19 protein-coding genes and 7 tRNA genes are annotated in these 21,988 nt (G+C 53.5%); 12 read left to right on the forward strand and 14 right to left on the reverse strand.

Annotation, left to right across the window (positions count from 1 at the left end):
• Positions 1–249: 249 nt before the first annotated feature.
• Positions 250–948, forward strand: a complete 699-nt coding sequence (locus FCN80_RS23245) for a hypothetical protein (RefSeq protein ID WP_230492889.1) — start codon at positions 250–252, stop codon at positions 946–948.
• Between the two features lie 380 nt (positions 949–1,328).
• On the opposite strand, the gene FCN80_RS23250 is transcribed toward FCN80_RS23245, so the two are convergent.
• The 5 genes from FCN80_RS23250 to FCN80_RS23270 all read right to left on the reverse strand — a co-directional run bounded on the left by FCN80_RS23250 (position 1,329) and on the right by FCN80_RS23270 (position 3,266).
• Positions 1,329–2,579 carry an integrase domain-containing protein gene (locus tag FCN80_RS23250; RefSeq protein WP_136992719.1) on the reverse strand — a complete coding sequence of 417 codons (1,251 nt, stop codon included), beginning with the start codon at positions 2,577–2,579 and terminating at the stop codon, positions 1,329–1,331.
• Between the two features lie 264 nt (positions 2,580–2,843).
• Positions 2,844–2,919: transfer RNA gene (locus tag FCN80_RS23255), tRNA-Lys, on the reverse strand.
• A gap of 16 nt (positions 2,920–2,935) precedes the next feature.
• A tRNA-Val gene (locus FCN80_RS23260) sits at positions 2,936–3,011 on the reverse strand.
• Between the two features lie 37 nt (positions 3,012–3,048).
• Positions 3,049–3,124 (reverse strand) — tRNA-Val (locus FCN80_RS23265).
• Positions 3,125–3,190: 66 nt separating this feature from the next.
• Positions 3,191–3,266: transfer RNA gene (locus tag FCN80_RS23270), tRNA-Val, on the reverse strand.
• Positions 3,267–3,513: 247 nt separating this feature from the next.
• On the opposite strand from FCN80_RS23270, the gene gltX reads away from it, so the two are divergent.
• From gltX to yghU, 4 genes are all read left to right on the forward strand, one after another.
• Positions 3,514–4,926 carry a glutamate--tRNA ligase gene (gltX, locus tag FCN80_RS23275; RefSeq protein ID WP_136992720.1) on the forward strand — a complete coding sequence of 471 codons (1,413 nt, stop codon included), beginning with the start codon at positions 3,514–3,516 and terminating at the stop codon, positions 4,924–4,926.
• A 124-nt stretch (positions 4,927–5,050) separates the two neighbouring features.
• Positions 5,051–5,126: transfer RNA gene (locus FCN80_RS23285), tRNA-Ala, on the forward strand.
• A 59-nt stretch (positions 5,127–5,185) separates the two neighbouring features.
• A tRNA-Ala gene (locus FCN80_RS23290) sits at positions 5,186–5,261 on the forward strand.
• Positions 5,262–5,560: 299 nt separating this feature from the next.
• Positions 5,561–6,436, forward strand: coding sequence for a glutathione-dependent disulfide-bond oxidoreductase (gene yghU / locus FCN80_RS23295; protein WP_136992721.1), 876 nt, complete (start codon positions 5,561–5,563; stop codon positions 6,434–6,436).
• Positions 6,437–6,555: 119 nt separating this feature from the next.
• On the opposite strand, the gene FCN80_RS23300 is transcribed toward yghU, so the two are convergent.
• Positions 6,556–7,740 (reverse strand): NupC/NupG family nucleoside CNT transporter, encoded by a 1,185-nt coding sequence (locus FCN80_RS23300; RefSeq protein WP_136992722.1) that lies wholly within the window; start codon positions 7,738–7,740, stop codon positions 6,556–6,558.
• A 378-nt stretch (positions 7,741–8,118) separates the two neighbouring features.
• Here FCN80_RS23300 and FCN80_RS23305 point away from each other — a divergent pair, with 378 nt between their 5' ends.
• Positions 8,119–9,357, forward strand: coding sequence for an Nramp family divalent metal transporter (locus FCN80_RS23305; RefSeq protein WP_136992723.1), 1,239 nt, complete (start codon positions 8,119–8,121; stop codon positions 9,355–9,357).
• A gap of 86 nt (positions 9,358–9,443) precedes the next feature.
• Here the strand turns inward: FCN80_RS23305 and mgrA are convergent, their stop codons facing one another.
• Complete coding sequence (mgrA, locus tag FCN80_RS23310; RefSeq protein WP_136992724.1) at positions 9,444–10,433, reverse strand: L-glyceraldehyde 3-phosphate reductase; 990 nt, start codon at positions 10,431–10,433, stop codon at positions 9,444–9,446.
• Between the two features lie 216 nt (positions 10,434–10,649).
• Between mgrA and FCN80_RS23315 the strand changes: the two genes are divergently transcribed.
• Both FCN80_RS23315 and glk read left to right on the forward strand, forming a co-directional pair.
• On the forward strand, positions 10,650–11,351 hold the full coding sequence (locus FCN80_RS23315; RefSeq protein ID WP_136992725.1) for an aspartate/glutamate racemase family protein: 702 nt from the start codon (positions 10,650–10,652) through the stop codon (positions 11,349–11,351).
• Between the two features lie 291 nt (positions 11,352–11,642).
• Positions 11,643–12,608: a glucokinase gene (gene glk / locus FCN80_RS23320; RefSeq protein WP_136992726.1), complete on the forward strand. Its 966-nt coding sequence runs from the start codon at positions 11,643–11,645 to the stop codon at positions 12,606–12,608.
• Between the two features lie 29 nt (positions 12,609–12,637).
• On the opposite strand, the gene FCN80_RS23325 is transcribed toward glk, so the two are convergent.
• Positions 12,638–13,357 (reverse strand): LytR/AlgR family response regulator transcription factor, encoded by a 720-nt coding sequence (locus FCN80_RS23325; protein ID WP_136992727.1) that lies wholly within the window; start codon positions 13,355–13,357, stop codon positions 12,638–12,640.
• A 42-nt stretch (positions 13,358–13,399) separates the two neighbouring features.
• Positions 13,400–15,076, reverse strand: coding sequence for a sensor histidine kinase (locus tag FCN80_RS23330; RefSeq protein ID WP_136992728.1), 1,677 nt, complete (start codon positions 15,074–15,076; stop codon positions 13,400–13,402).
• 556 nt (positions 15,077–15,632) lie between these two features.
• Here FCN80_RS23330 and alaC point away from each other — a divergent pair.
• The 3 genes from alaC to iraP all read left to right on the forward strand — a co-directional run bounded on the left by alaC (position 15,633) and on the right by iraP (position 18,536).
• On the forward strand, positions 15,633–16,874 hold the full coding sequence (gene alaC, locus FCN80_RS23335; protein ID WP_136992729.1) for an alanine transaminase: 1,242 nt from the start codon (positions 15,633–15,635) through the stop codon (positions 16,872–16,874).
• A 232-nt stretch (positions 16,875–17,106) separates the two neighbouring features.
• Positions 17,107–17,940, forward strand: a complete 834-nt coding sequence (locus FCN80_RS23340) for a CPBP family intramembrane glutamic endopeptidase (protein ID WP_136992730.1) — start codon at positions 17,107–17,109, stop codon at positions 17,938–17,940.
• Positions 17,941–18,227: 287 nt separating this feature from the next.
• Positions 18,228–18,536 carry an anti-adapter protein IraP gene (gene iraP, locus FCN80_RS23345; protein WP_136992731.1) on the forward strand — a complete coding sequence of 103 codons (309 nt, stop codon included), beginning with the start codon at positions 18,228–18,230 and terminating at the stop codon, positions 18,534–18,536.
• A gap of 363 nt (positions 18,537–18,899) precedes the next feature.
• Here the strand turns inward: iraP and FCN80_RS23350 are convergent.
• Positions 18,900–18,974: transfer RNA gene (locus FCN80_RS23350), tRNA-Arg, on the reverse strand.
• Between the two features lie 194 nt (positions 18,975–19,168).
• On the opposite strand from FCN80_RS23350, the gene FCN80_RS23355 reads away from it, so the two are divergent.
• Positions 19,169–20,338, forward strand: a complete 1,170-nt coding sequence (locus FCN80_RS23355) for a tyrosine-type recombinase/integrase (RefSeq protein WP_136992732.1) — start codon at positions 19,169–19,171, stop codon at positions 20,336–20,338.
• On the opposite strand, the gene FCN80_RS23360 is transcribed toward FCN80_RS23355, so the two are convergent.
• Genes FCN80_RS23360 through FCN80_RS23375 form a run of 4 tightly spaced genes read right to left on the reverse strand, consistent with a single transcriptional unit; the run spans position 20,322 to position 21,458 of the window.
• A complete protein-coding gene (locus tag FCN80_RS23360) occupies positions 20,322–20,504 on the reverse strand; it encodes a helix-turn-helix transcriptional regulator (RefSeq protein WP_170975503.1) in 183 nt (60 codons plus the stop codon). The genes FCN80_RS23355 and FCN80_RS23360 overlap by 17 nt on opposite strands.
• 13 nt (positions 20,505–20,517) lie before the next feature.
• A complete protein-coding gene (locus tag FCN80_RS23365; RefSeq protein WP_136992733.1) occupies positions 20,518–20,793 on the reverse strand; it encodes a hypothetical protein in 276 nt (91 codons plus the stop codon).
• Positions 20,786–21,067 (reverse strand): hypothetical protein, encoded by a 282-nt coding sequence (locus FCN80_RS23370; protein WP_170975504.1) that lies wholly within the window; start codon positions 21,065–21,067, stop codon positions 20,786–20,788. Before FCN80_RS23370 ends, FCN80_RS23365 begins: the two co-directional genes overlap by 8 nt.
• A gap of 46 nt (positions 21,068–21,113) precedes the next feature.
• Positions 21,114–21,458: a hypothetical protein gene (locus tag FCN80_RS23375; protein ID WP_136992735.1), complete on the reverse strand. Its 345-nt coding sequence runs from the start codon at positions 21,456–21,458 to the stop codon at positions 21,114–21,116.
• Positions 21,459–21,988: the final 530 nt, after the last annotated feature.

Below are 21,988 nucleotides of genomic sequence, written 5' to 3' on the forward strand. Positions count from 1 at the left end.
CCGAGGGAATACCGGAGCCGACGGATAACACTAACTTAGAGATAAAAGCTGTCTGAATATAACGGGTCAAGATCACTCATATTAGGGAAGGTAGATATTGAATTAAGAAATAAAACCCATGAATTAAACATTTATGATTATAAAATAGTACGTTACCGTGATGATTACCGGATATTTTCAAACAGTAAAGATGAACTAGATAAAATATCCAAGTGCTTAGTCTCCGTACTTAACTCCTTCGGCTTGGATTTGAACTCTAAAAAAACAGAACTACAGGAAGACATTATTTATCATTCAATTAAACCGGCAAAAATAGAATACATTAAAGAGCGAGATTTTAAGTCATTACAAAAGATGCTTTATTCAATATATTTGTTTTCTCTAAAGCACCAAAACTCAAAAATGACAGTAAGATACTTGAACGACTTTCTGCGGAAGTTGTTTGTAAGAAAAAGACTGAGTAATAGTGGACATCAAGTGGAGGCAATGCTGGGAATAATATCTAGCATAATGGCAAAGAATCCAACAACCTACCCTGTAGGAACAGCAATATTTTCAAAGCTACTGACCTTTCTTTATGAGGATAATGCTCCCAAATTTATAAAATTAGAGAAACTTTATAATAAATTAGGAAAACAACCTAACACGGAGATGCTTGACATTTGGTTTCAAAGGGTGCAAGGAAAGATTAATCCTGAATGGAATGGGGCATATAATTCAGCACTATGTTTGCGCATCAATGATGAGATTAATGGAAAGAGAGTATACACTATTGACGGTTTGTGGGATTTGGATTGGATTCCGGGTTCAGGAAAATCAGCCAATAAAGCAAAAATAATATCGTTATTGAAAAAAACTAAAATTGTAGATATTGATGTTTTTGATGAAATGGATTCAAATATATCACCTAATGAAATTGACTTATTTGATAGAGAGCATAGTGCTTAAAGCATATGGTAACATAAATAAAATAACACAACTTAGCTAACGGATAAATAGGATATTGGAAAGAAATATCAATGTGATCTGTCCAGCGACATTTTCATGTTAGCTCTGCAAAAGAAAAACCGGCTGTTAAGGCCGGTTTTTCATTCGAGACGGATACAGGACAATTCCTGGCTAGGGGAGGCTAATCTCCATACATTGCGAAGCCGGGCATGATAGCTCGCCGAATGTTGATTTTTCCCTGAGGCGAACATCTGTAAAAGATAGATACCGTCAAGACTTCCACCCGCTGTGACATTCCCCCGGTAATCCCCCCGAAAAACCGGTGTGTTCATAAGTAGAATTTTCTCGTAACCTGAATCGGGGAGATCTCTATGAAAAAATCACGCTTTACCGACAGCCAAATCATGGCCATCCTCAGGTAATCCCCCCCTTTGCACCACAAATGAGTCGCTGATTTTCTGCCCCCACCAGTCCATCAGTTCAACACGCTGTGCCATGTAGGTTGCTCGGTTGTATGCGAGACGGGTCGGGTTCATATCAACGTGCGCAAGCGCCGCCTCAATAACATCCGGCGGAAAACCCGCTTCATTCATAGTGGTGCTGCCCAGCGCCCGGAATCCGTGTGATACCAACTCTCCGCCATATCCCATGCGCCATAGCGCCTTATTCACCGTTTCGCTGTGCATCGGCTGGCTATATTTTACTCTGCCGGGGAACACGAACGGCGAATGTTCACTTAGGGGCTTAAGCTGCTCCAGCACGGCCAGCGCCTGTGACGACAACGGCACCTGATGCTCACGTTTCATCTTCATACGGGTTGCCGGGAGCGTCCAGAGCCGTTTCCCTATGTCAATCTCACACCACATGGTTCCGGCGGCCTCAGCGGGGCGTACAAGCGTCAGAAGCTGCCATAACAACAACAGGCGTGTCATCGGAGACAAGTTAGTCGTATAAACCCGCTGCATCAGTTCCGGCAAACGTTCCGGACGAATGGTTGGCATATGTTTCTTCCTGGGCTTCACAAACGCCTCATCAATGGTTGATGCCGGATTGGCATCCAGCAGGCCGGTATTAATGGCGAATTTCATCACTTCGTTAATCCTCTGCGTCAGGCGGTGCAAGGTTTCCAGTGCGCCACGCAGTCTTACTGGTTCCAGAGCGGCAATCAGCGTATGTGCTTTCAGTTGGGTTACCGGCATCTGCCCGATAGCCGGTAACACATCACGCTCCAGTGATTTCCAGATATCGTCGGCATAGTCGGCGGAGATTTTGGTTTTCTTCACGGCGAACCATCTTGTCGCCACATTGATAAACAGACTATCCACCGCCAGTCTTTCCCGCTCTGCCTCTTCCTGCTCCTGTTTTTTCGGGTCAATGCCTTTTACCAGCAGGGTAAGGTGTTCGGCATGCAGCGTTCGGGCGCTGGCAAGCGACATGGCAGGGTAGTGTCCGAGGGTAATGGTGGTTCGGGCAGTCGAACCGGGACGCTTGTAACGAAAGCGCCAGATTTTTTTACCGTTGGTTCTGATGAAAAGGGTCAGCCCCTGTCCGTCGAACAGTTCGTAATCTTTATCGGCGGGTTTTGCCTTCTGGACTTCCGAGGCAGATAAAGGGCGGGTAAGAACAGCCATAAAGTCACTCCTTACGTATCAGTGGAAAATGACAGTGATGGAGTGGGCAATATTCTGTTTTCTGGAGCGTTTTTCAGCCTGAAACTCAATATGGGCCTACAAGACTTCCACCATCAGAGGCATAGGCCCATTCATAGGCCCATTTGCTCTGGCTCCCCCGGTATACGGAGGGGAGCATACAGACGAAAAAAAACCGTATCCTGATGACAGTGATACGGTTTTCTTACTTCCCCGGATACCATGAAACATCCCAAGAATGTATGTTGGTGGGTCGTGCAGGATTCGAACCTGCGACCAATTGATTAAAAGTCAACTGCTCTACCGACTGAGCTAACGACCCACATAATGCCCGGAAATGGTGGGTGATGACGGGATCGAACCGCCGACCCTCTCCTTGTAAGGGAGATGCTCTCCCAGCTGAGCTAATCACCCGTTTCCGATTGGCGAAAAAAAACAATACAGGCAGAAGTGGTGGGTGATGACGGGATCGAACCGCCGACCCTCTCCTTGTAAGGGAGATGCTCTCCCAGCTGAGCTAATCACCCACTCTCTACAACGTATTACTTTTATTTCTGACAGCATTCTTGCACAGCGCCGCTAAAAAAGCGAGTTGGTGGGTGATGACGGGATCGAACCGCCGACCCTCTCCTTGTAAGGGAGATGCTCTCCCAGCTGAGCTAATCACCCCCGCCGTGTGGAGTGGCATTATAGGGATACTGCCCAGTGAGTCAATGATTTTCGGCGCCTATAAGGCTGTTCGTCGTAAATTTAGTCAGGCCGGGTCCGCCAGTTCGGCGAATGCCGGCGAAAAGCGCGGCGGATGCCAAACGACATTGAGGAATCGAGGGGGAGTGATAGAATATTATCCACTTTTTTATCCGGCCGGAAGGGTGCTTCCGGCTGTCAGCCCAGCGAGATTAAGGCCATATCCCCAATGAAAATCAAAACCCGTTTTGCGCCCAGCCCCACCGGCTATCTGCATGTCGGCGGCGCCCGCACCGCTCTTTATTCGTGGCTGTTCGCCCGCCGCCACGGCGGCGAATTCGTGCTGCGCATTGAGGATACCGATCTGGAGCGCTCAACACAGGAGGCCATCGACGCCATCATGGATGGGATGAATTGGCTTAATCTGGATTGGGATGAAGGACCGTATTTCCAGACCAAGCGCTTTGAACGTTACAACAGGGTAATCGATCAGATGTTGGAGCAGGGAACCGCCTATAAATGCTATTGTTCCAAGGAACGGCTGGAGGCCCTGCGCGAAGAACAAATGGCCAAGGGCGAGAAGCCGCGCTATGACGGCCATTGCCGCGGCAACCATGAACACCACGACGCGCAGGATCCTTTCGTCGTGCGTTTCGCCAATCCGCAAGAAGGATCGGTGCTGTTTAACGACAGTATTCGCGGCCCCATCGAATTCAGCAACCGTGAACTGGACGATTTGATCATCCGGCGTACCGATGGTTCGCCCACCTACAATTTTTGCGTGGTCATCGATGACTGGGATATGGCCATTACGCACGTTATCCGCGGCGAGGATCATATCAACAATACGCCGCGCCAAATCAATATCCTCAAGGCGTTGGGCGCGCCCGTGCCGGTTTATGCCCATGTCTCGATGATTCTTGGCGATGACGGCAAAAAGTTGTCGAAGCGCCATGGGGCGGTGGGCGTCATGCAATACCGCGACGACGGCTTTCTGCCCGAGGCGCTGCTTAATTATCTGGTCCGCCTGGGATGGTCGCATGGCGATCAGGAAATTTTCACCGTCGATGAGATGAAGCGCTTATTCAGCCTGGACGACGTCAGTAAATCCGCCAGCGCGTTCAACACTGAAAAGCTATTATGGCTCAATCATCATTACATCAATCAACTGCCGGCGGAATACGTGGCGACCCATCTGGCCTGGCATATGGCGGCGCAAGGCATCAACGCCCATGATGGGCCGCAACTGGCTGATTTGGTGAAACTGCAAGGGGAACGCTGCAAGACCTTAAAGGAAATGGCGGCCGCCAGCCGTTATTTTTATGAGGATTTCACGGAATTCGATGCCGACGCGGCGAAAAAACATCTGCGTCCGGTGGCCCGTCAACCGCTGGAACTGGCCCGGACCAAACTGGCCGGCTTGGCCGAGTGGACGCCGGCGCTTATCCACCAGGCCATTGAGCAGACAGCGGCGGAATTGGCACTGGGCATGGGCAAAGTGGGTATGCCGCTGCGGGTGGCCGTGACCGGCGCCGGACAATCGCCGGCGCTGGATGTGACCGTGCACGCGGTCGGCCGCGCCCGCAGTTTGGCCCGTATTGATATGGCCCTGGAATTCATTACCCGCCGCGAGCAGCAATAGGCCCTTGGGGCGCGGATTTGACGTCTTTTTCAGCGGTTGGCGCGTTTATGACATTTAGCCGTTGACACCGTTTGCCGGGTTGCATATCATGCGCCCCGTCCACAGGACGCGATGTGTTTTGCACGGGGCTATAGCTCAGCTGGGAGAGCGCTTGCATGGCATGCAAGAGGTCAGCGGTTCGATCCCGCTTAGCTCCACCAACCGCTTGCGGCTGGTTCACGCCAATCATCGGCGGTTGAATATATCGGGTTATCTGGAGGGGGCTATAGCTCAGCTGGGAGAGCGCTTGCATGGCATGCAAGAGGTCAGCGGTTCGATCCCGCTTAGCTCCACCAAATTTCAGCAAAAACCGGCTTATGGCCGGTTTTTTCGGTTGCTACCTTTCCTGTCCTTGTCCATTGGCAAACCTTTGCGAGCGGTGCTAGGTTGTGTGCGGTGATCGCTCAGCGCCGTGGCCGGGCATGGCCCGCGGACGGGCGCCGTCCGTTGAACCCCCTTTTTTCATGGTTGCGCTGCCCGCCGCATACGTCATCTCAGGGGGCATGAAGGTCGGCTTCCCGGCAGCGGCGCTTATCCGTCACGGTATACCTCTTCTCTCCGACGCGCTGCGCCGGAAAATGCCAGGAGTATTGATATGACTGATGCAACTGAATATACGCCGCCCAAGGTCTGGACCTGGACCAAAGGCGGTGGGGGCCGATTCGCCAATATCAACCGGCCCATCGCCGGGCCGACCCATGATAAAGCATTGCCGGTCGGCAAGCATCCGCTGCAACTGTATTCCCTGGCGACGCCCAACGGCCAGAAGGTCACTATCATGCTCGAAGAGCTGCTGGCGCTCGGCCATGGCGGCGCGGAATACGACGCCTGGCTTATCAACATCGGCGACGGCGATCAGTTTGGCAGCGGTTTTGTGGATGTGAATCCCAACTCAAAAATTCCCGCGCTAATGGACCACAGCGGCGCAAAACCGACCCGGGTTTTTGAGTCCGGGGCGATCTTGCTTTATCTGGCGGAAAAGTTCGGCGCGTTCTTGCCCAGAGATCCGGCCACCCGCGCCGAATGTCTGTCGTGGTTGTTCTGGCAAATGGGTAGCGCGCCGTTCGTCGGCGGTGGTTTTGGCCACTTCTACGCTTACGCGCCGGTTAAAATCCAATATGCCATCGACCGCTACGCCATGGAAACCAAGCGTTTACTTGATGTGCTTGACCGGCGTCTGGCCGATAACGAGTACGTGGCGGGCGGCGAATATACTATCGCCGACATGGCGATTTGGCCCTGGTTTGGCGGACTGGTCAAGGGCCGGCTGTACAGCGCGGCCGAATTCCTCGCGGTACAGGATTACCGGCATGTCCAGCGTTGGGCTGATGCCATCGACGGCCGACCGGCGGTCAAACGGGGGATCATGGTCAATCGCATTTCCGGGGACCCGGCCGGCCAGTTGCATGAACGCCACGATGCCGCTGATTTCGACAGTAAAACCCAAGACAGGCTCTCCGCCGGGCATTGAACGCCGGAACGGGCTGCTTGGGCGATTCCGCCCGCGCTATAAAAAAAAGGGTCGGACATCGGTCCGACCCCAACAGGCGCGCGGCCTGAATGGTGATGATAACGATTATAGCGCTCGGCTCATATGACCAGCCCGGCGATGGCGGCCGACAGCACGCTAACCAGCGTGGAACCGTAAACCAGCTTCAGGCCGAACCGCGACACCACGTTGCCCTGCTGTTCATCCAAGCCCTTGATCGCGCCGGCGACAATCCCGATAGAGGAAAAGTTGGCGAAGGAAACCAGGAACACCGATAAAATGCCTTCCGAGCGCGGTGATAACTGGCCGGCTATTTTTTGCAGATCCATCATGGCGACGAATTCATTGGACACCAGTTTGGTGGCCATGATACTGCCGACCCGCAGCGCTTCATGGGCTGGCACGCCCATCACCCAGGCGAACGGGAAAAAGATATAACCCAGAATCCCCTGGAAACTGATACCAAAGATAGCGTCGAACATGGCGTTGATGGCGGAAATGATAGCGATAAACCCAATAAGCATGGCGGCGACGATAATCGCCACCTTGAAGCCGGCCAGAATATATTCGCCCAACATTTCAAAAAAGCTTTGTCCCACATGCAGATGACTCATCTGCAATTCTTCTTCTTTTTCCACCCGGTACGGATTGATCAGCGACAGCACGATAAACGTACTGAACATATTCAACACCAGCGCCGCCACCACATATTTAGGTTGCAGCATGGTCATATAAGCGCCGACGATGGACATGGAGACGGTGGACATGGCCGTCGCCGCCATGGTGTACATCCGCCGTTCGGACATCTTGCCGAGAATGTCTTTATAGGCGATGAAATTTTCCGACTGGCCCAGGATAAGCGAGCTGACCGCGTTAAACGATTCCAGCTTGCCCATGCCGTTGACTTTGGACAGCAGGGTGCCTATCACCCGGATAACCAGCGGCAGCAGGCGAATATGCTGCAAAATACCGATCAATGCCGAGATAAACACGATCGGGCAGAGGACATTGAGAAAAAAGAACGCCAGACCCTGTTTGTTCATGTTCCCGAAAACAAACCCCGTCCCTTCGGCCGCGTAAGCCAAGAGTTTGTCAAATAAAGCGGAAAAGCCCTGAACAAATCCTAACCCGATGGTTGAATTGAGGAAAAAATAAGCGAGCAGCACCTCAATCACCAGCAATTGCGCGATAAAGCGTAGCTTGATGTTTTTGCGATCATGGCTGACCAATAACGCCAACAGCGCCACCACAATCAGGGCGATGATAAAATGAAAAACACGGGACATAAATGCTCCAGTCATAAGGCATGCAATAATTCGCCGCTTATTCTATGTAACCACCGAATTAAAAACGAGTTATAAGTTACAAATATAGAAAAATCATCTGGCCTGGCGAGGGTAAGTTAGCATATCGGGGGAAAGTTAAAAAAATTGTTAAATAATTAGCTAATATTGTTTTTTGTATGCTAGTATTTGGTATTAGTGGAAAAACAAACCTAAGTCGGTCAACCTGGGATAGAACAGTCATTAGGCTGATAAGCGCCCTTTTTTTGCTCATTATCAACATCTATCGGAGAGATAGGCTGAAACGCTCCAAATGCACTTGATAATTATTATCGTTTGGATACGATGAAGCTGAGACGATGGATTCTAAGGGTCAACAATATGCTGAACAGCCGAACCGTGGAAGGTGTTAACCGTACTGCGCGAAAGATAAAGCTCTCTTTGCTGGGGCCGGCTTTTATCGCCGCTATCGGTTATATCGATCCGGGTAATTTCGCCACCAACATCCAGGCCGGCGCCAGCTATGGTTATCAACTGCTGTGGGTGGTGGTGTGGGCCAATTTCATGGCGATGCTCATCCAATTGTTGTCCGCTAAGCTCGGGATAGCCACCGGCAAAAACCTGGCGGAGCATATACGCGACCATTTCCCACGGCCGGCGGTCTGGGCCTATTGGATCCAGGCGGAAATTATCGCCATGGCCACCGATTTGGCCGAATTTGTCGGCGCGGCCATCGGGTTCAAAATGCTGCTTGGCGTGTCATTGCTGCAAGGCGCCTTACTCACCGGCGCGGCCACCGTCCTGATATTAATGTTACAACAACGCGGACAGAAACCCCTTGAGGTGGTGATCGGCGGATTGCTGATTTTTGTCGCCGCCGCTTATATCGTCGAGCTGTTTTTTTCCCAACCGAATGCCTTCGCGCTGGGCCGCGGCATGCTCCTGCCCACCTTGCCCGACGGCAACGCGGTCTTTCTGGCCGCCGGGGTGCTGGGGGCGACCATCATGCCGCACGTGATTTATCTGCACTCCTCCCTGACCCAAAACGGCATGGAAGGAACCCGCGCCCAGCGCTACTCCTCCACCAAACTGGACGTCGCCATTGCTATGACAGTCGCCGGGTTCGTCAATCTGGCCATGATGGCTACCGCGGCGGCGGCGTTTCATTTCAGCGGCCATAGCGGCATCTCTGATCTCGACCAGGCGTATCTCACCCTGACGCCGTTATTGAACCATACCGCGGCGACGGTGTTCGGCTTAAGCCTGGTGGCGGCGGGGCTGTCTTCCACCGTGGTGGGCACTCTGGCCGGACAGGTGGTGATGCAGGGGTTTGTGCATTTCCGAATCCCGTTGCTGGCGCGTCGGGTACTCACCATGCTGCCGTCGTTTATCGTGATCATGGCCGGATTCGATCCCACGCGTATTCTGGTGCTAAGCCAGGTTTTGCTCAGTTTCGGCATCGCGCTGGCGCTCATTCCCTTGCTGTTGTTCACCGGGCGGCCCCAATTGATGAACGAACTGGTCAATTCGCCCACCATCAAGTGGTCGGGCTGGACCATCGTGGTGGTGGTCGTGGCGTTGAACATTTATCTGCTGGCGGGTACCGCGCTAGGTTTGTAGCCGCCGGGAGGCATTTGCCTGAAGGCGTGGTGGGCAGAAGGCCCGCCGCGCCCAAGGCGAACCGGCGCCTGCGGTATTCGCGGGCGCTAGGCCAGAATGGCGTTTATCTGCCGCAGTTCTTCATCGCTGAAGTCGCGATTGGACAGCATGCCCACCGCATCCTCTATCTGCTCCGGTTTACTGGCGCCAATCAGTACCGACGTCACGCGATCGCCGCGCAGCACCCAGGCCAGGGCCATCTGCGACAACTTTTGTCCCCGTTCCAACGCCAAGGCGTTCAAACGACGTATCTTATCCATGGTCCGCGCGTCAAGACGATCCCGCGTCAAAAAATGGCTGCCGGCCGCTATGCGGGAATCAGACGGGATCCCGTCAAGATAACGGTCGGTCAACAGGCCGCCGGCCAACGGAGAGAAAGCAATGGAGCCTACGCCGTTTTCCGCCAGGGTATCAAGTAATTCCGGTTCCACCCAGCGTTCGAAAAGCGAGTATTTGGGTTGATGGATAAGGCAAGGCGTGCCAAGGGATTTCAGTATGGCGAAGGCCTGCCGCGCCAACGCCGCCGGGTAATTGGACAAGCCCACATACAACGCCTTGCCCTGGCGAACCAGCAAATCCAGCGTAGTCATGGTTTCTTCCAGCGGCGTGGCGGTATCCGGCCGATGATGGTAAAAAATGTCCACGTAATCCAACCCCAGACGCTTAAGGCTCTGGTTAAGGCTGGCCACCAGGTACTTCCTGGAACCCCAATCGCCGTAAGGACCCGGCCACATGGTATAACCCGCTTTGGTGGAAATGATCAATTCATCGCGGTAGGGCAGCAGATCCTCGCGCAGCAGGCGGCCGAAGTTGTCCTCCGCCGACCCGGGTGGCGGGCCGTAATTATTGGCGAGATCAAAATGGGTTATGCCCAGGTCAAAAGCGCGCCGCACCATGGCCCGACTTGTTTCGAAGCGGGTGACATCGCCGAAATTATGCCACAGCCCCAGTGAAATCGCCGGAAGCTCAATACCGCTGGCGCCGCAGCGGCGGTAAAGCATGTTTTCATAACGTGCCGGACTGGCCAGATAAACCATACTACATCCTTAGAAAGTTATGCGGGCGGGAGGAAAGCCATTATCGGTCGCTTGCGTCTGGGATGCGATCACATTTTGCATTTTGGCCGGCGAAGACGGGATTTTAGCAAAAACCGGTATATTGCCCAGTGAATGCGATCAAAATTCCGGTTAACATGATTTTCCACGCCAAAGCGCGCGGCGCGGAGCGTTTACCATCGCCAACAGGACGGAAAGATGAAAACACTCGGTTTACTCGGTGGCATGAGCTGGGAGTCCACTTTACCCTATTACCGCTTGATCAATCAGGGCATCGGCGAGCGGTTGGGCGGATTGCATTCGGCCGATCTCATTCTTTGCAGTCTGGATTTCGCCGACATCGCCCGCTGGCAAAGCGAGGGCGATTGGCCCAGAGCGGGACGGCTGCTGGCGGAAAAAGCCCGGCTGCTGGAACAAAGCGGCGCCCAGGCTATTGTGTTATGTACCAATACCATGCACAAAGTGGCGGATACTATAGAACAGGCCTGTTCGCTGCCGTTACTGCACATAGCCGATGCCACAGGCCGGGCGGTCCGGCGGCGGGGGCTGCGGCGGGTGGGATTGCTGGGCACCGGATTCACCTTACGGGAAGACTTTTACCGCCGCCGGCTGGAAAGCGGCTTCGGTCTTGAGGTGCTCGTCCCCGACGAAGCGGACATCGATGACATCCATCGGGTTATTTTTGACGAACTGTGCCGCGGACAGATACGGGAAGCGTCCCGGCAATCACTGCGGCGCATTATCGCCCGACTGGAGGCGCGGGGTATACAAGGCCTGATCCTTGGCTGCACCGAGCTGGGGTTATTGATCAGCGCCGAAGATTGCCAAGGCGCATTGTTCGATACTACCGCCATCCACGCCGCCGACGCGGTGGCTTTCGCTTTGGGCGACCCGGAATAGCCCGCTGGCGCCGGCACAGCGTTGAAGCCGCGCCAGGCTATTCGCCCTCCCGCTAACTGTTTCTTCCATTGGCCGGGCGGTGGGTTCGCTCGCCGTGTCGGTTATGGGACGGGGGATGAATGGGCGGCAACCATGACTCTTGGGTCCCTGCCCGCCGCCGTGGGACATTGAGGGGAGGGTGAGTATGTATAGCAAAGGTTATTATAACTGTTATCATTATTAAAATATAAAAGTTATTGTCCGCTAAGAGCCTATCCCGGCGGCAATAGGAAAGAGTGGAGCTCGAAAATAATGGCAAAATATGCCTTGGTCGGTGACGTCGGCGGGACGAATGCCCGATTGGCTTTGTGTGATGTGGACAACGGCGCGGTTTCCCACATTCACACCTATTCCTCAAAAGATTACGACACCTTGGAAGCGGTGATCACGCGCTACCTGGCTGGACAGAATATCGCCGTATCAGAAGCTTGCATCGCTATCGCCTGCCCCATTACCGGGGATAGGGTGGAGATGACCAACAATCCCTGGTCTTTTTCCATTCGGGAAATGAAAGCGCATCTCGGACTGGCGCGACTGGAAGTGATCAATGATTTCACGGCGGTCTCCATGGCGGTGCCGATGCTTGGCGCCGGCGATATCGAGCAATTTGGCGGAGGGCCGGCTAAAGAGGGCCATCCCATAGCGGTATACGGCGCCGGAACGGGCCTTGGCGTCTGCCATTTGATTCACCAGGCTGATCGTTGGATCAGTTTGCCCGGCGAGGGCGGGCATGTGGATTTCGCCGCCGGCAGTGAGGAGGAAATCCGCGTGCTCTCCGTCTTATATAAGGAACGGGGGCATGTCTCCACCGAGCGGGTTTTATCCGGGCCGGGGCTGGTGAATCTTTATCGCGGGCTGATGCTGGCCGACGGCCGGACGCCGGAGGAATTGCGCCCCTCGCAGGTGACCGATATGGCGGTTGACGGCAGCAATGCCGATTGCCGCCGGGCCTTGGCGATGTTCTGCGATATTCTGGGGCGCTTTGGCGGCAACCTGGCGCTGAATATGGCGACCTTCGGCGGCGTGTATATCGCCGGCGGCATTGTGCCGCGCTTTAAGGACTTCTTTCGCGCCTCCGGATTTCGCGACGCTTTCGAGGCCAAGGGCCGTTTCAAACATTATCTGGCGTCCATCCCGGTGTTCCTTATTACCCATGAACAGCCCGGCCTGCTGGGCGCCGGCGCCCACCTGCGGCAATTGATGGGTTGCACACTCTGATATCTGCCCCGCCAGCGTCCGCCAGGGCGCTAAAGCCGCATCAATTGTCGAAACGCTTTGACTTTGCTGCGGCTTACCGGCACCTCCACATCCAAATCAGAGAGTCGCAATAAGTAGGTGTTGTTAAACCAGGGAACGATTTCGCTGATTTTAGCCAGATTGACCGCATAAGAGCGGTGGCAGCGAAAAAAAACCTCCTCCGGCAACCGCCCGCAGAATTCGGTCAGTACCATGGGCATGGTAAACATCTCGCGGCGAGTAAACACCTGGGTCACCTTCTCCTGGGCGGCGGCGTAATAAATGTTGCCCATGTCGGTGACGATAATGCGCTCGTCCTTGACCAGGTTAATTGTCCGGCGGCCGGACGCCGCTCCGGCCGAAGCCGGCGCCTTGTCCTGCGCTTCCAGTTTATGCAGCATGGCGATAATGCGCGATTCCTGATACGGCTTTAAAATGTAATCGAACGCCTCCAGTTCAAATGCTTCAACCGCATGCTCCTTGTAGGCGGTAATGAAAACAATGTAAGGCCGATGGGCGAATTTACTGATGTTCTGCGCCAATAACACGCCGTCCAGCGAGGGAATGTTGATATCGAGAAAAATAACGTCCACATCATGGTGTTGCACATAGCGCAGCACATCCAGTCCGTCATCGAAAACGGCCTCGACGGTCAGGTTGCTGTGGGCACGGATGAGATAGCGGAGTTCCTCCTGCGATAAAAACTCGTCTTCGACTATAATGGCTTTCATCCCGCCTCGCTTTTGGGTTTCACAACGTTTTATCGCGCGGCATCAAGCGGCCAGCGTTTTGTCCCGGTCGTCGATATAAAACCAGATTTCAGTGCCCGGTTCCAGCCGCCGGATATGCAGTCCTTCGCCATAGAGCAGTGAAACCCGATGATGTACGTTAAGCAGACCGATTTTCTTTTCCGGCAATGCATTGCGCCGTACCTGTTCGATCACTTCATCGCTGATGCCCCGCCCGCTGTCCCTGACCGCGATCCGAATCCGGCCGTGGGCGCGGCGAATGGAAATAACCACCACGCCCTTGCCCCGGTTGGGCTGGACGCCATGTACGATGGCGTTTTCCACCAAGGGCTGGATAAGCAGGCTCGGGATGGTAAACGCTAATTCCTCGTCAATGTCGTAAACCACCTCAAGCTTACTGCCGAACCGAGCCTGCTCGATGGCGACATAATCCCGGATTTGGTAAAGCTCTTTGTTGATATCGATTCGCGCGTCGCTTAATTCCAGGTTATAGCGTAAATAGCGTGACAGGTTGATGATCAATTGCCGGGCGGTATCGGGGTTGATGCGGATGGAGGAGGCGATGGCGTTTAACGCGTTGAACAGGGAATGGGGATTGATTTTACTTTGCAAGGCGCGCAACTCCGCCTGATCGGCCATTTCTCGCAACTGCTCGACGCGCGAAACTTCCCTTTGCGTAGAAATGATCTGCGAGAGACCGATGGCCATCTCCTTTAACGAATTGGTAATCCGGTGCGCGTGGCGGTAGTAGATTTTAAGCGTGCCGGTCACAACGCCTTTCTCCCACAAAGGAATAATAATGAGCGAATGAATTTGCGGGGTACGTTGGGCATCGTCGTTATTCTTGATGGTGATCTTGCCGCTTTGAATGCTTTCTTTGGTCATGTCGCTGATAATTTCATGACCGATATTGTAAGCTTCGGCACCCACGCCGACATAGGCCAGGATATGATGTTCATTCGTGATCGCCACCGCATCGGCGTGAATGTCGCTACGGATGATATCGCAAATGATCTTCAGGGATTCGCTGTTGAGATGGCGAAAATAGGGCAGGGTTTTATTGGCGATATCCAACGCCAGCTTCGCCTGCCGCGCGGCGACCAGTTCTTTTTCATCTTCCACGCCCTGCACCAGCAGGACAATCATACCGGTACTGACGCCGCCGAGGACCATCGGCACGGCGATTTTCGACACGATATCCAGACCCAACGACATGGGATGCGCCCAAAGAACCACCAGCAGCATGGTTAAGCATTCGCACAACATACCGCTGAGGGTACCGACGTACCAGCGCCGCGCCCGGTTGACCCGCAAATGAATAAAACCGGAAACGAAACCGGCCACCACGCTGCTGACAAGGCAGGGGACCGAAGTGGGGCCATGCATGTCGATAAGGTAACGGTGCGCGCCGGCCAGCACGCCGGCGGTGATGCCTACCCAGGGACCAAACAGGATACCGCCGGACATAACGGCGATAATCCGCACATTCACCAGAGAACCGTCCACATGAATACTGGAATAGTTACTGAAAATGGCGAACAGGGAAAAGATAGCGGTCATCGCCAATAATTCCCGCCCGGTGTGTTCCTCTTTTTGCAACAACTGGCGGAACTGCCGGGTCCGCGTCAGTAAAAACAGGCAAATAAGCATAAGGGCCGCCCGCTCGTAAACCGCCAGCAGCATATCGAACGTTTCTGTCACCACCTTGTCCCGATGAAATTTTGGCCAATTATTTCCTCATTATACGCTAAATACGTTGAGTTGCATCGCGGCGGCCTGGGGCAATGCCTCGGTCGTCGACCAAACTGTCCTTGCCAATGGCGGTCATCCGGAGGTTTTTCGCTGCGTCTCGTGGAGGGCTACCAGAAATTCAAAAATATTTGAGGAAACCTGAGTATTATTAAGAGGAAATTTTTTTGCCGCTTTCCGGGGGGTATTTACCCATAATAGCGGTGATAAAAGAGGAAAATTGCAAATTTCAATGTATAAAAATTCCCCTTTTATGTCCCGCCGCAGGCATTTTGGCAGACGACTGTGGCAGCCTGATGGCTGGAAGCCGCCCATTTCCCCGCCATTTATTGGCTTGGCGGTGTTTCCCGCTGTTGCGGGGATTTAGCGCCGACACGTCTTCTTAAGCGCCGCCGGGAACGCGATAACCGTTGTATTCCCGCCGCCATTGAGATAGGTTCGTAGACAGACCCAGCCACGGGTCTGCGTCGCTCGGACGGTCCGGGCGCTAACGTACATTGAGGACATTATGGCCGAATCCGGTTTACCGCGGCGTTTTACCCGCATCGAACGTCTCCCTCCCTATGTATTCAATATCACCGCTGAATTGAAAATGGCCGCGCGGCGCCGCGGCGAAGATATCATCGATTTCAGCATGGGCAATCCTGACGGCCCGACGCCGCCGCATATCGTGGAGAAACTCTGCACGGTCGCCCGGCGCGAAGATACCCATGGGTATTCCTCCTCACGGGGCATCCCGCGGTTGCGGCGCGCCATCTCCCGCTGGTATGGCGAGCGCTATGGGGTGAATATCGACCCTGATAGTGAAGCGATCGTGACCATCGGTTCGAAGGAAGGTCTGGCGCATCTGATGCTGGCGACCCTGGATCACGGCGATACGGTACTGGTGCCGAATCCGAGCTACCCCATCCATATCTACGGCGCCGTTATCGCCGGCGCCCAGGTGCGCGCCGTGCCGTTAGTGGACGGTGTGGATTTCTTCCGCGAGCTGGAACGGGCTATCCGCGAAAGCATTCCCACGCCCAAAATGATGATCCTGGGATTTCCCTCCAATCCCACCGCGCAATGCGTTGAACTGGACTTCTTTGAACGGGTGGTGGCGCTGGCGCGTCAGTACGGGGTGCTGGTGGTGCATGATTTGGCCTATGCCGATATCGTCTATGACGGCTGGAAAGCCCCTTCCATCATGCAAGTTCCCGGTGCCAAAGATATCGCCGTCGAGTTTTTTACCCTGTCCAAAAGCTACAATATGGCCGGCTGGCGAATAGGCTTCATGGTGGGCAACCGCGAGCTGGTGAACGCGCTGGCCCGCATTAAGAGCTATCACGACTACGGTACGTTTACGCCCTTACAGGTGGCGGCCATCGCCGCGCTGGAAGGCGACCAGCAGTGCGTCCGGGATATCGCCGAGCAATATCACCAGCGGCGCGATATTCTGGTGCGCGGTTTGCACGAAGCGGGCTGGATGGTGGATGTTCCCAAAGCGTCGATGTATGTCTGGGCAAAAATCCCCGATTATTATGCATCGCTGGGGTCGCTGGAATTCGCCAAAAAACTGCTGGCGGAGGCCAAGGTCTGTGTCTCGCCGGGAATTGGTTTCGGCGATTACGGCGATACCCATGTCCGGTTCGCGCTCATTGAAAATCAGGATCGCATCCGTCAGGCGGTACGGGGAATCAAAGCCATGTTCCGCGCCGATGGCCTGCTTAAATCCCACACCGCCAAGCATGGCGCCGATCAGCTGTCCTGATTTAAACCGGGCGGCCGGGCAATGACTTTTTGCCTGGCCGCGCCGGCATTCACGCCTGTCATTGTCCCAAGGTTGATAATTATTATTGTTAATATACTCGTCATGGTTAAGTTGCTTCTCCGATGGCCGCGATGCAACGTGCGTTATCGAGCGTATCTGGTTAATCACGGCCGGTCTTTCGCCGAGATCGAACAAACAAGGTTTCGCTTTTCATCCTGAACGGGAACCGCACATGACATGGATCTTATTGGCGGCCGCCTTGCTATGCGGATTTTTACCCGGCCGTGGCCGGGCAGCGGCCGCCCCGTTACTCATAATGTCGCTGGCGCTGGCCGTCTATCACCACTTTCTGGCGCCGGCCGGCGTGGCGGTGTTGGCGGTGATCGCCCTGGTCATGGCCGCACGGCGCCGCTATCGCCATCATCGGGTCGGCGCGGCGGCATGTGAGCTTTTCCTGCTGCTGTGTTGTCTGGGACTGTTCATGCATCTGTTGCCGGGTTTCCATAACCCACGCATCATCAATGACGTCCGGCTTGGGCCGGCGAGCGCCCCCTTCACGCTTTACCTCAACCTGGACAAAGCGCTGACGCCGGTGATGTTACTGGCGTGTCTGCCCAATTTGGTCTCAAGAGCGGTGTCGCCGGTCCCCCGTTACTACTGGGCCGGGCTGATACTGGCCATACCGGCGCTGCTCGGCCTGGCGACGGTACTGGGCGGTTTACGGCCGGAGGCGCATTGGCCCAGTGGGTTGGGGTGGTTTGCGTTGTCCAACCTGTTTTTTGTCGCGCTGCCCGAAGAGGCGCTTTTTCGCGGCTATCTGCTACAGCGATTTTGGGATGCGACCGGCAGCCGCGCGACGGCTCTGGCGGCATCCTCTCTGTTATTCGGCCTGGCCCATGTGGCCGGCGGCGGAATGCTGGTGTTTTTCTCCGCCCTGGCGGGCGTACTTTATGGTCTGGTCTGGCTATGGAGCGGCAAGCTTTGGCTGGCCGCCTTGTTTCATTTTTTACTTAATCTGACGCATTTGCTGTTTTTTACCTATCCGTTTTATCAACCCGCCGGGTGATATCCAAGGCGCGACTAGCCGTTATACATAGGCCGCTTTGTTGGCCGCATTCGTTTGAAACACTTATTGGCGCGTTCATTAGTACCGCTAATGATCTCTGCGCATTGACGCTTCGGGGGGCAGGGAATGCCTTGATTCCCCATGGCGCCGTTCCATGGGGCATTGCACCGCCAGGGCCCCATTCTTTCTTCATTTTGTGAGATATGATCTCAATCATGATAAGGGTATTATGATCAGGTTATGTTAATGTGTGCCTGTCTTTTCGCCGTCCTTATCGAGTAAAGAATATGAAAAACCTTGTCGTTGATATACTGAGAAAACTGGCGAAAGTGGACGCCGCCACGAAGGATTTGACCGCCCAGGTCGAAGCGCAATCATTGCTATTGGCCGCGTTAATGTTAACGGTCGGCAAAGGCAGCCCGCCGGCGATGGCGACCAATATTGAGAAAGCCATTCTTTCCGCCGCCAGCGCCAGCGATGAGATTTTGCAAACCGATGTGGATTTACTGTTGGCGCATTTTGTTCGTTTGATATCGGTTTCGCAGTTCGTGGAGATCAACGGCGAAGAAGGTAACCCCTCCGTAAGCGGATCTTGAGGCCGCCTCAACCCCTGTATGCCATGATGTTCCAAAAGGTCTTGTAATTTTCCCCCGTCCTGGTTCACTACGCCATTTCATTGACGGCGCGCGGCCGTCCGGTCATATCGCCAACCCCGATCGCTTGGGCCGGGGATTGCCACATTTGTCGCCGCCATACCCTCGACGTATGCGGGTATCTTCATGGCAATCCCTGCTGATGGGGTGGGCAGGCGGCGAAATCATTCGTTCCCGACGAAGGTATCGCTTAGCGGCCGTCGCGCGGGCCTGGCGGCGAATGGACGTCAGGTCTGGCAGCAAATGGACGTCAGGTCTGGCAGTGGGCGATGGGGGAAGGCGCGTTGATACGGATTCGGTGCTTGATGGCGTCCCCGACAGGAATCGAACCTGTAACTAGCCCTTAGGAGGGGCTTGTTATATCCGTTTAACTACGAGGACTATGTTTTGACTGATTTTCAATCGTTTGCCTATGTTTCTAGAATACCGCATATAACCGCTTTGCATCAATCACTTCGTATCTATTTGGTCTTCTTTTGCCTCATTTGTTCTTAAATGATTATGCTTTGTTCACTTGCCATTGCGTACATAATGAGTACAGAATGCATTGACTCAATGTGTACAGGATATAAAACGTGGCTCTTAGTGACACTAAACTTCGCGGCATCAATGGCAAACCTTACGAAGGGCCGGCAGAGATCACCGATGCGGATGGCCTTAGCGTGCGTGTTACCCCTGGTGGAACCATTGCCTTTCAGTTCCGATTCCGCTGGAACGGTAGGCCAGTACGCTTAACCGTAGGCCGCTATCCTGCCACTTCTCTTAAAGAAGCTCGCGTCATTGTTGGCGAGATGCGCGAATTGTACATGAAGGGGATCAATCCTAAAAACTATTTCGCTCGGAGCGATGGGCAACTCACCATGGCTGATTGCCTCGATCAGTGGTGGGAAAAGTACGTATCGAACCTGAAGCCAAACACCCAGACCCTTTATAAGTCTGTCGTGTACAAGACTATGTACACTCAATTTGCCGATATGCCGGTCACAAACATCCCTGTGTCCCTATGGGTGAAATTCTTCGATCAGCAGGAAAAGCAGAATCACAAAAAAGCTCGCGTCCTCCTAACCCAGCTTCGATCCGTCATTAACTGGTGTATCAGTAGGCAACTGATTGCTTCATGCGAGCTATCAAAACTGAGCGTAAAAAATGTCGGCCGGCGGCCAGATGTAGGTAGCAGGGTGCTCACGTACTCAGAACTGGCTAAGATCTGGTTAGCGCTGGAAAACTCAAAAATAGTGTCATCAAACAAGATATTACATCAGTTGCTGTTATTATGGGGTGCAAGACTCTCTGAATTGCGGCTTGCTACTGCCGGCGAATTTAATATGACTGACCTGATCTGGACCACTCCGTCCGCGCATTCAAAAATGGGAAATGTGATACGCCGGCCAATTTTCGATCAGGTAAAGCCGTATGTTGAGCGTCTTCTCGGACCTCAAAATGATATTCTTTTCCCCGGGCAAGAGATGGATAAGGCTATCGATCTTTCATCGGCAAATTTATACATCAGAAAATTACGGGACAAGATAGATATTCCAGCTTGGCGTACCCATGATTTCCGACGTTCTCTGGTCACCAATTTATCAGGGGAGGGTATCATGCCCCATGTCACCGAAAAGATGCTGGGGCACGAATTGGGAGGCGTTATGGCCGTCTATAATAAACACGACTGGTTAAAGGAGCAGAAAGGGGCATATGAACTATACGCTGATAAAGTTTTTTGGCATGTCAAGAACCTCGGTTGACGCCACCCTCATCAATCCATTTTTCCACAGCAGACCGGCTATAAACTGATGGATGAGTTAGGACGGGGGCCGGGAAACCATGACGTTTTTTTAATCTCCATAAAGCCGTTCTTTTTTTACCAATTCGCTCGAAAACTTCTTTTTCTGTCATGAAATCGTTAGCCATAAATCCCCCATTCTCAGCTATTTTTCATTTCTAACCGGTTATCCGGTTGCAACAAAGTTTTTTTCAGGACAAACACACGATGGTTAAAACCTCCAGTATCCGTCCTGCTTGACTGCTCACGCACCCGCCGCCGCTGGGCCTTTTCCTTGGCACAGGCCAAACAGAAACGCCCATTTACATAACGCACCTGGCCATGGCCTGGTTTCGGGCATTCTGGACCGAAGAAAAATTTATCGCCGGCGGTCACGGCAGCTGTGTAATCTGTTTTCAATCCAGGAATATCAGCCATAGTATTCACCGTCCCTATCCGCACTGACCGGATGGGCCTCATAATGTGGAACAGCCTCCCCGGTTACTAAAAAATGCCGCTCAGGCTCACCATCCATGGCAACACAAACCTCAGGTGTCCATTGCTCGCTGACAATGGAATACTCAGTGCTGTAACTGTCATATCGCCGCGCCCATTTCTCGGCGGCGTCGTCATGGGTATAAGCCTCGAACTCCCGCGCATCGCTACGCGCCTCCCCGTTCTCCGGGCACCATACCAGATATGTATTCATCACTTCCCCTCCGTAGCCGCTGGTGGCTCGATCATGTCGTTTCCCATAATCAAGTCCTCTTGTTATCATTATTTTGTATTTTAAAACATTGAGAAAAAATGCTTTCGAAAAGATAAGCAAAAGCTTCTGTCGTTTCTATATTAACTTCCATTCCTACAGCATTAAATATATCTATTACAAGATGACTAACCTCATGCACCAGGGTATCAGCCGAATCATCAAATACGCCAATAATCATACGCTGCCTATGCATATCCGGAACAACTATCCCAGCGCCTAATTCACATAGATTGTCCTCGCCAAAAATCTTTTTGTGCAAGCGGTTGAATTTTTTTCGGCTAGTGGTGAACCATATTTCGCATGGGTAGGGATGGCAATTAATTTTGGTAGGCATCCATTGTTACCTCGTCACTGGTGGGGTAGGGGCGGCATAGAGAGGAATAACCTCGACATCCATACATTCTGCAACCTCTTCGGCGCGGTCCTGGTCACTAGTAAGATGCCACTGATTGCAATAAAACCATTGCCATGCTACTGGCGCAGGTGTCACAGGGCTCGCCTCTTTGTCGCTGCCGGGCGAGGGGGCTGTGGGCGGGGCTGTGTAAATAGGTCGAACAGGAACTCCCTCATTGTCCCGATAATAAGCGACAGCCTTCGGGTTAATATCAAACCATTGGCCTTCTCTACACACCTGCCATCCCGCAGGCTCAGCCGCTAGTGCAGCGCGGGCGAGCACTTCACCCCTTCCGTGCCACCCAACACATACTAGCGCCCTGTTTTTGTCGCTGACAGGCATCGGGAATCGTTGAGAAAACCACAAATCAAAATCTGCACGCTCATCCGGCACAGACACCGCCTGAACGGGCTGAGCGTCTTCGCCACTGTGGCATGTGCATGGCAGTTCTTTTATTTCAACGTCAATAA

This window comes from Martelella alba (assembly GCF_005217455.1).
Lineage (GTDB): Bacteria > Pseudomonadota > Gammaproteobacteria > Enterobacterales > Enterobacteriaceae > Acerihabitans.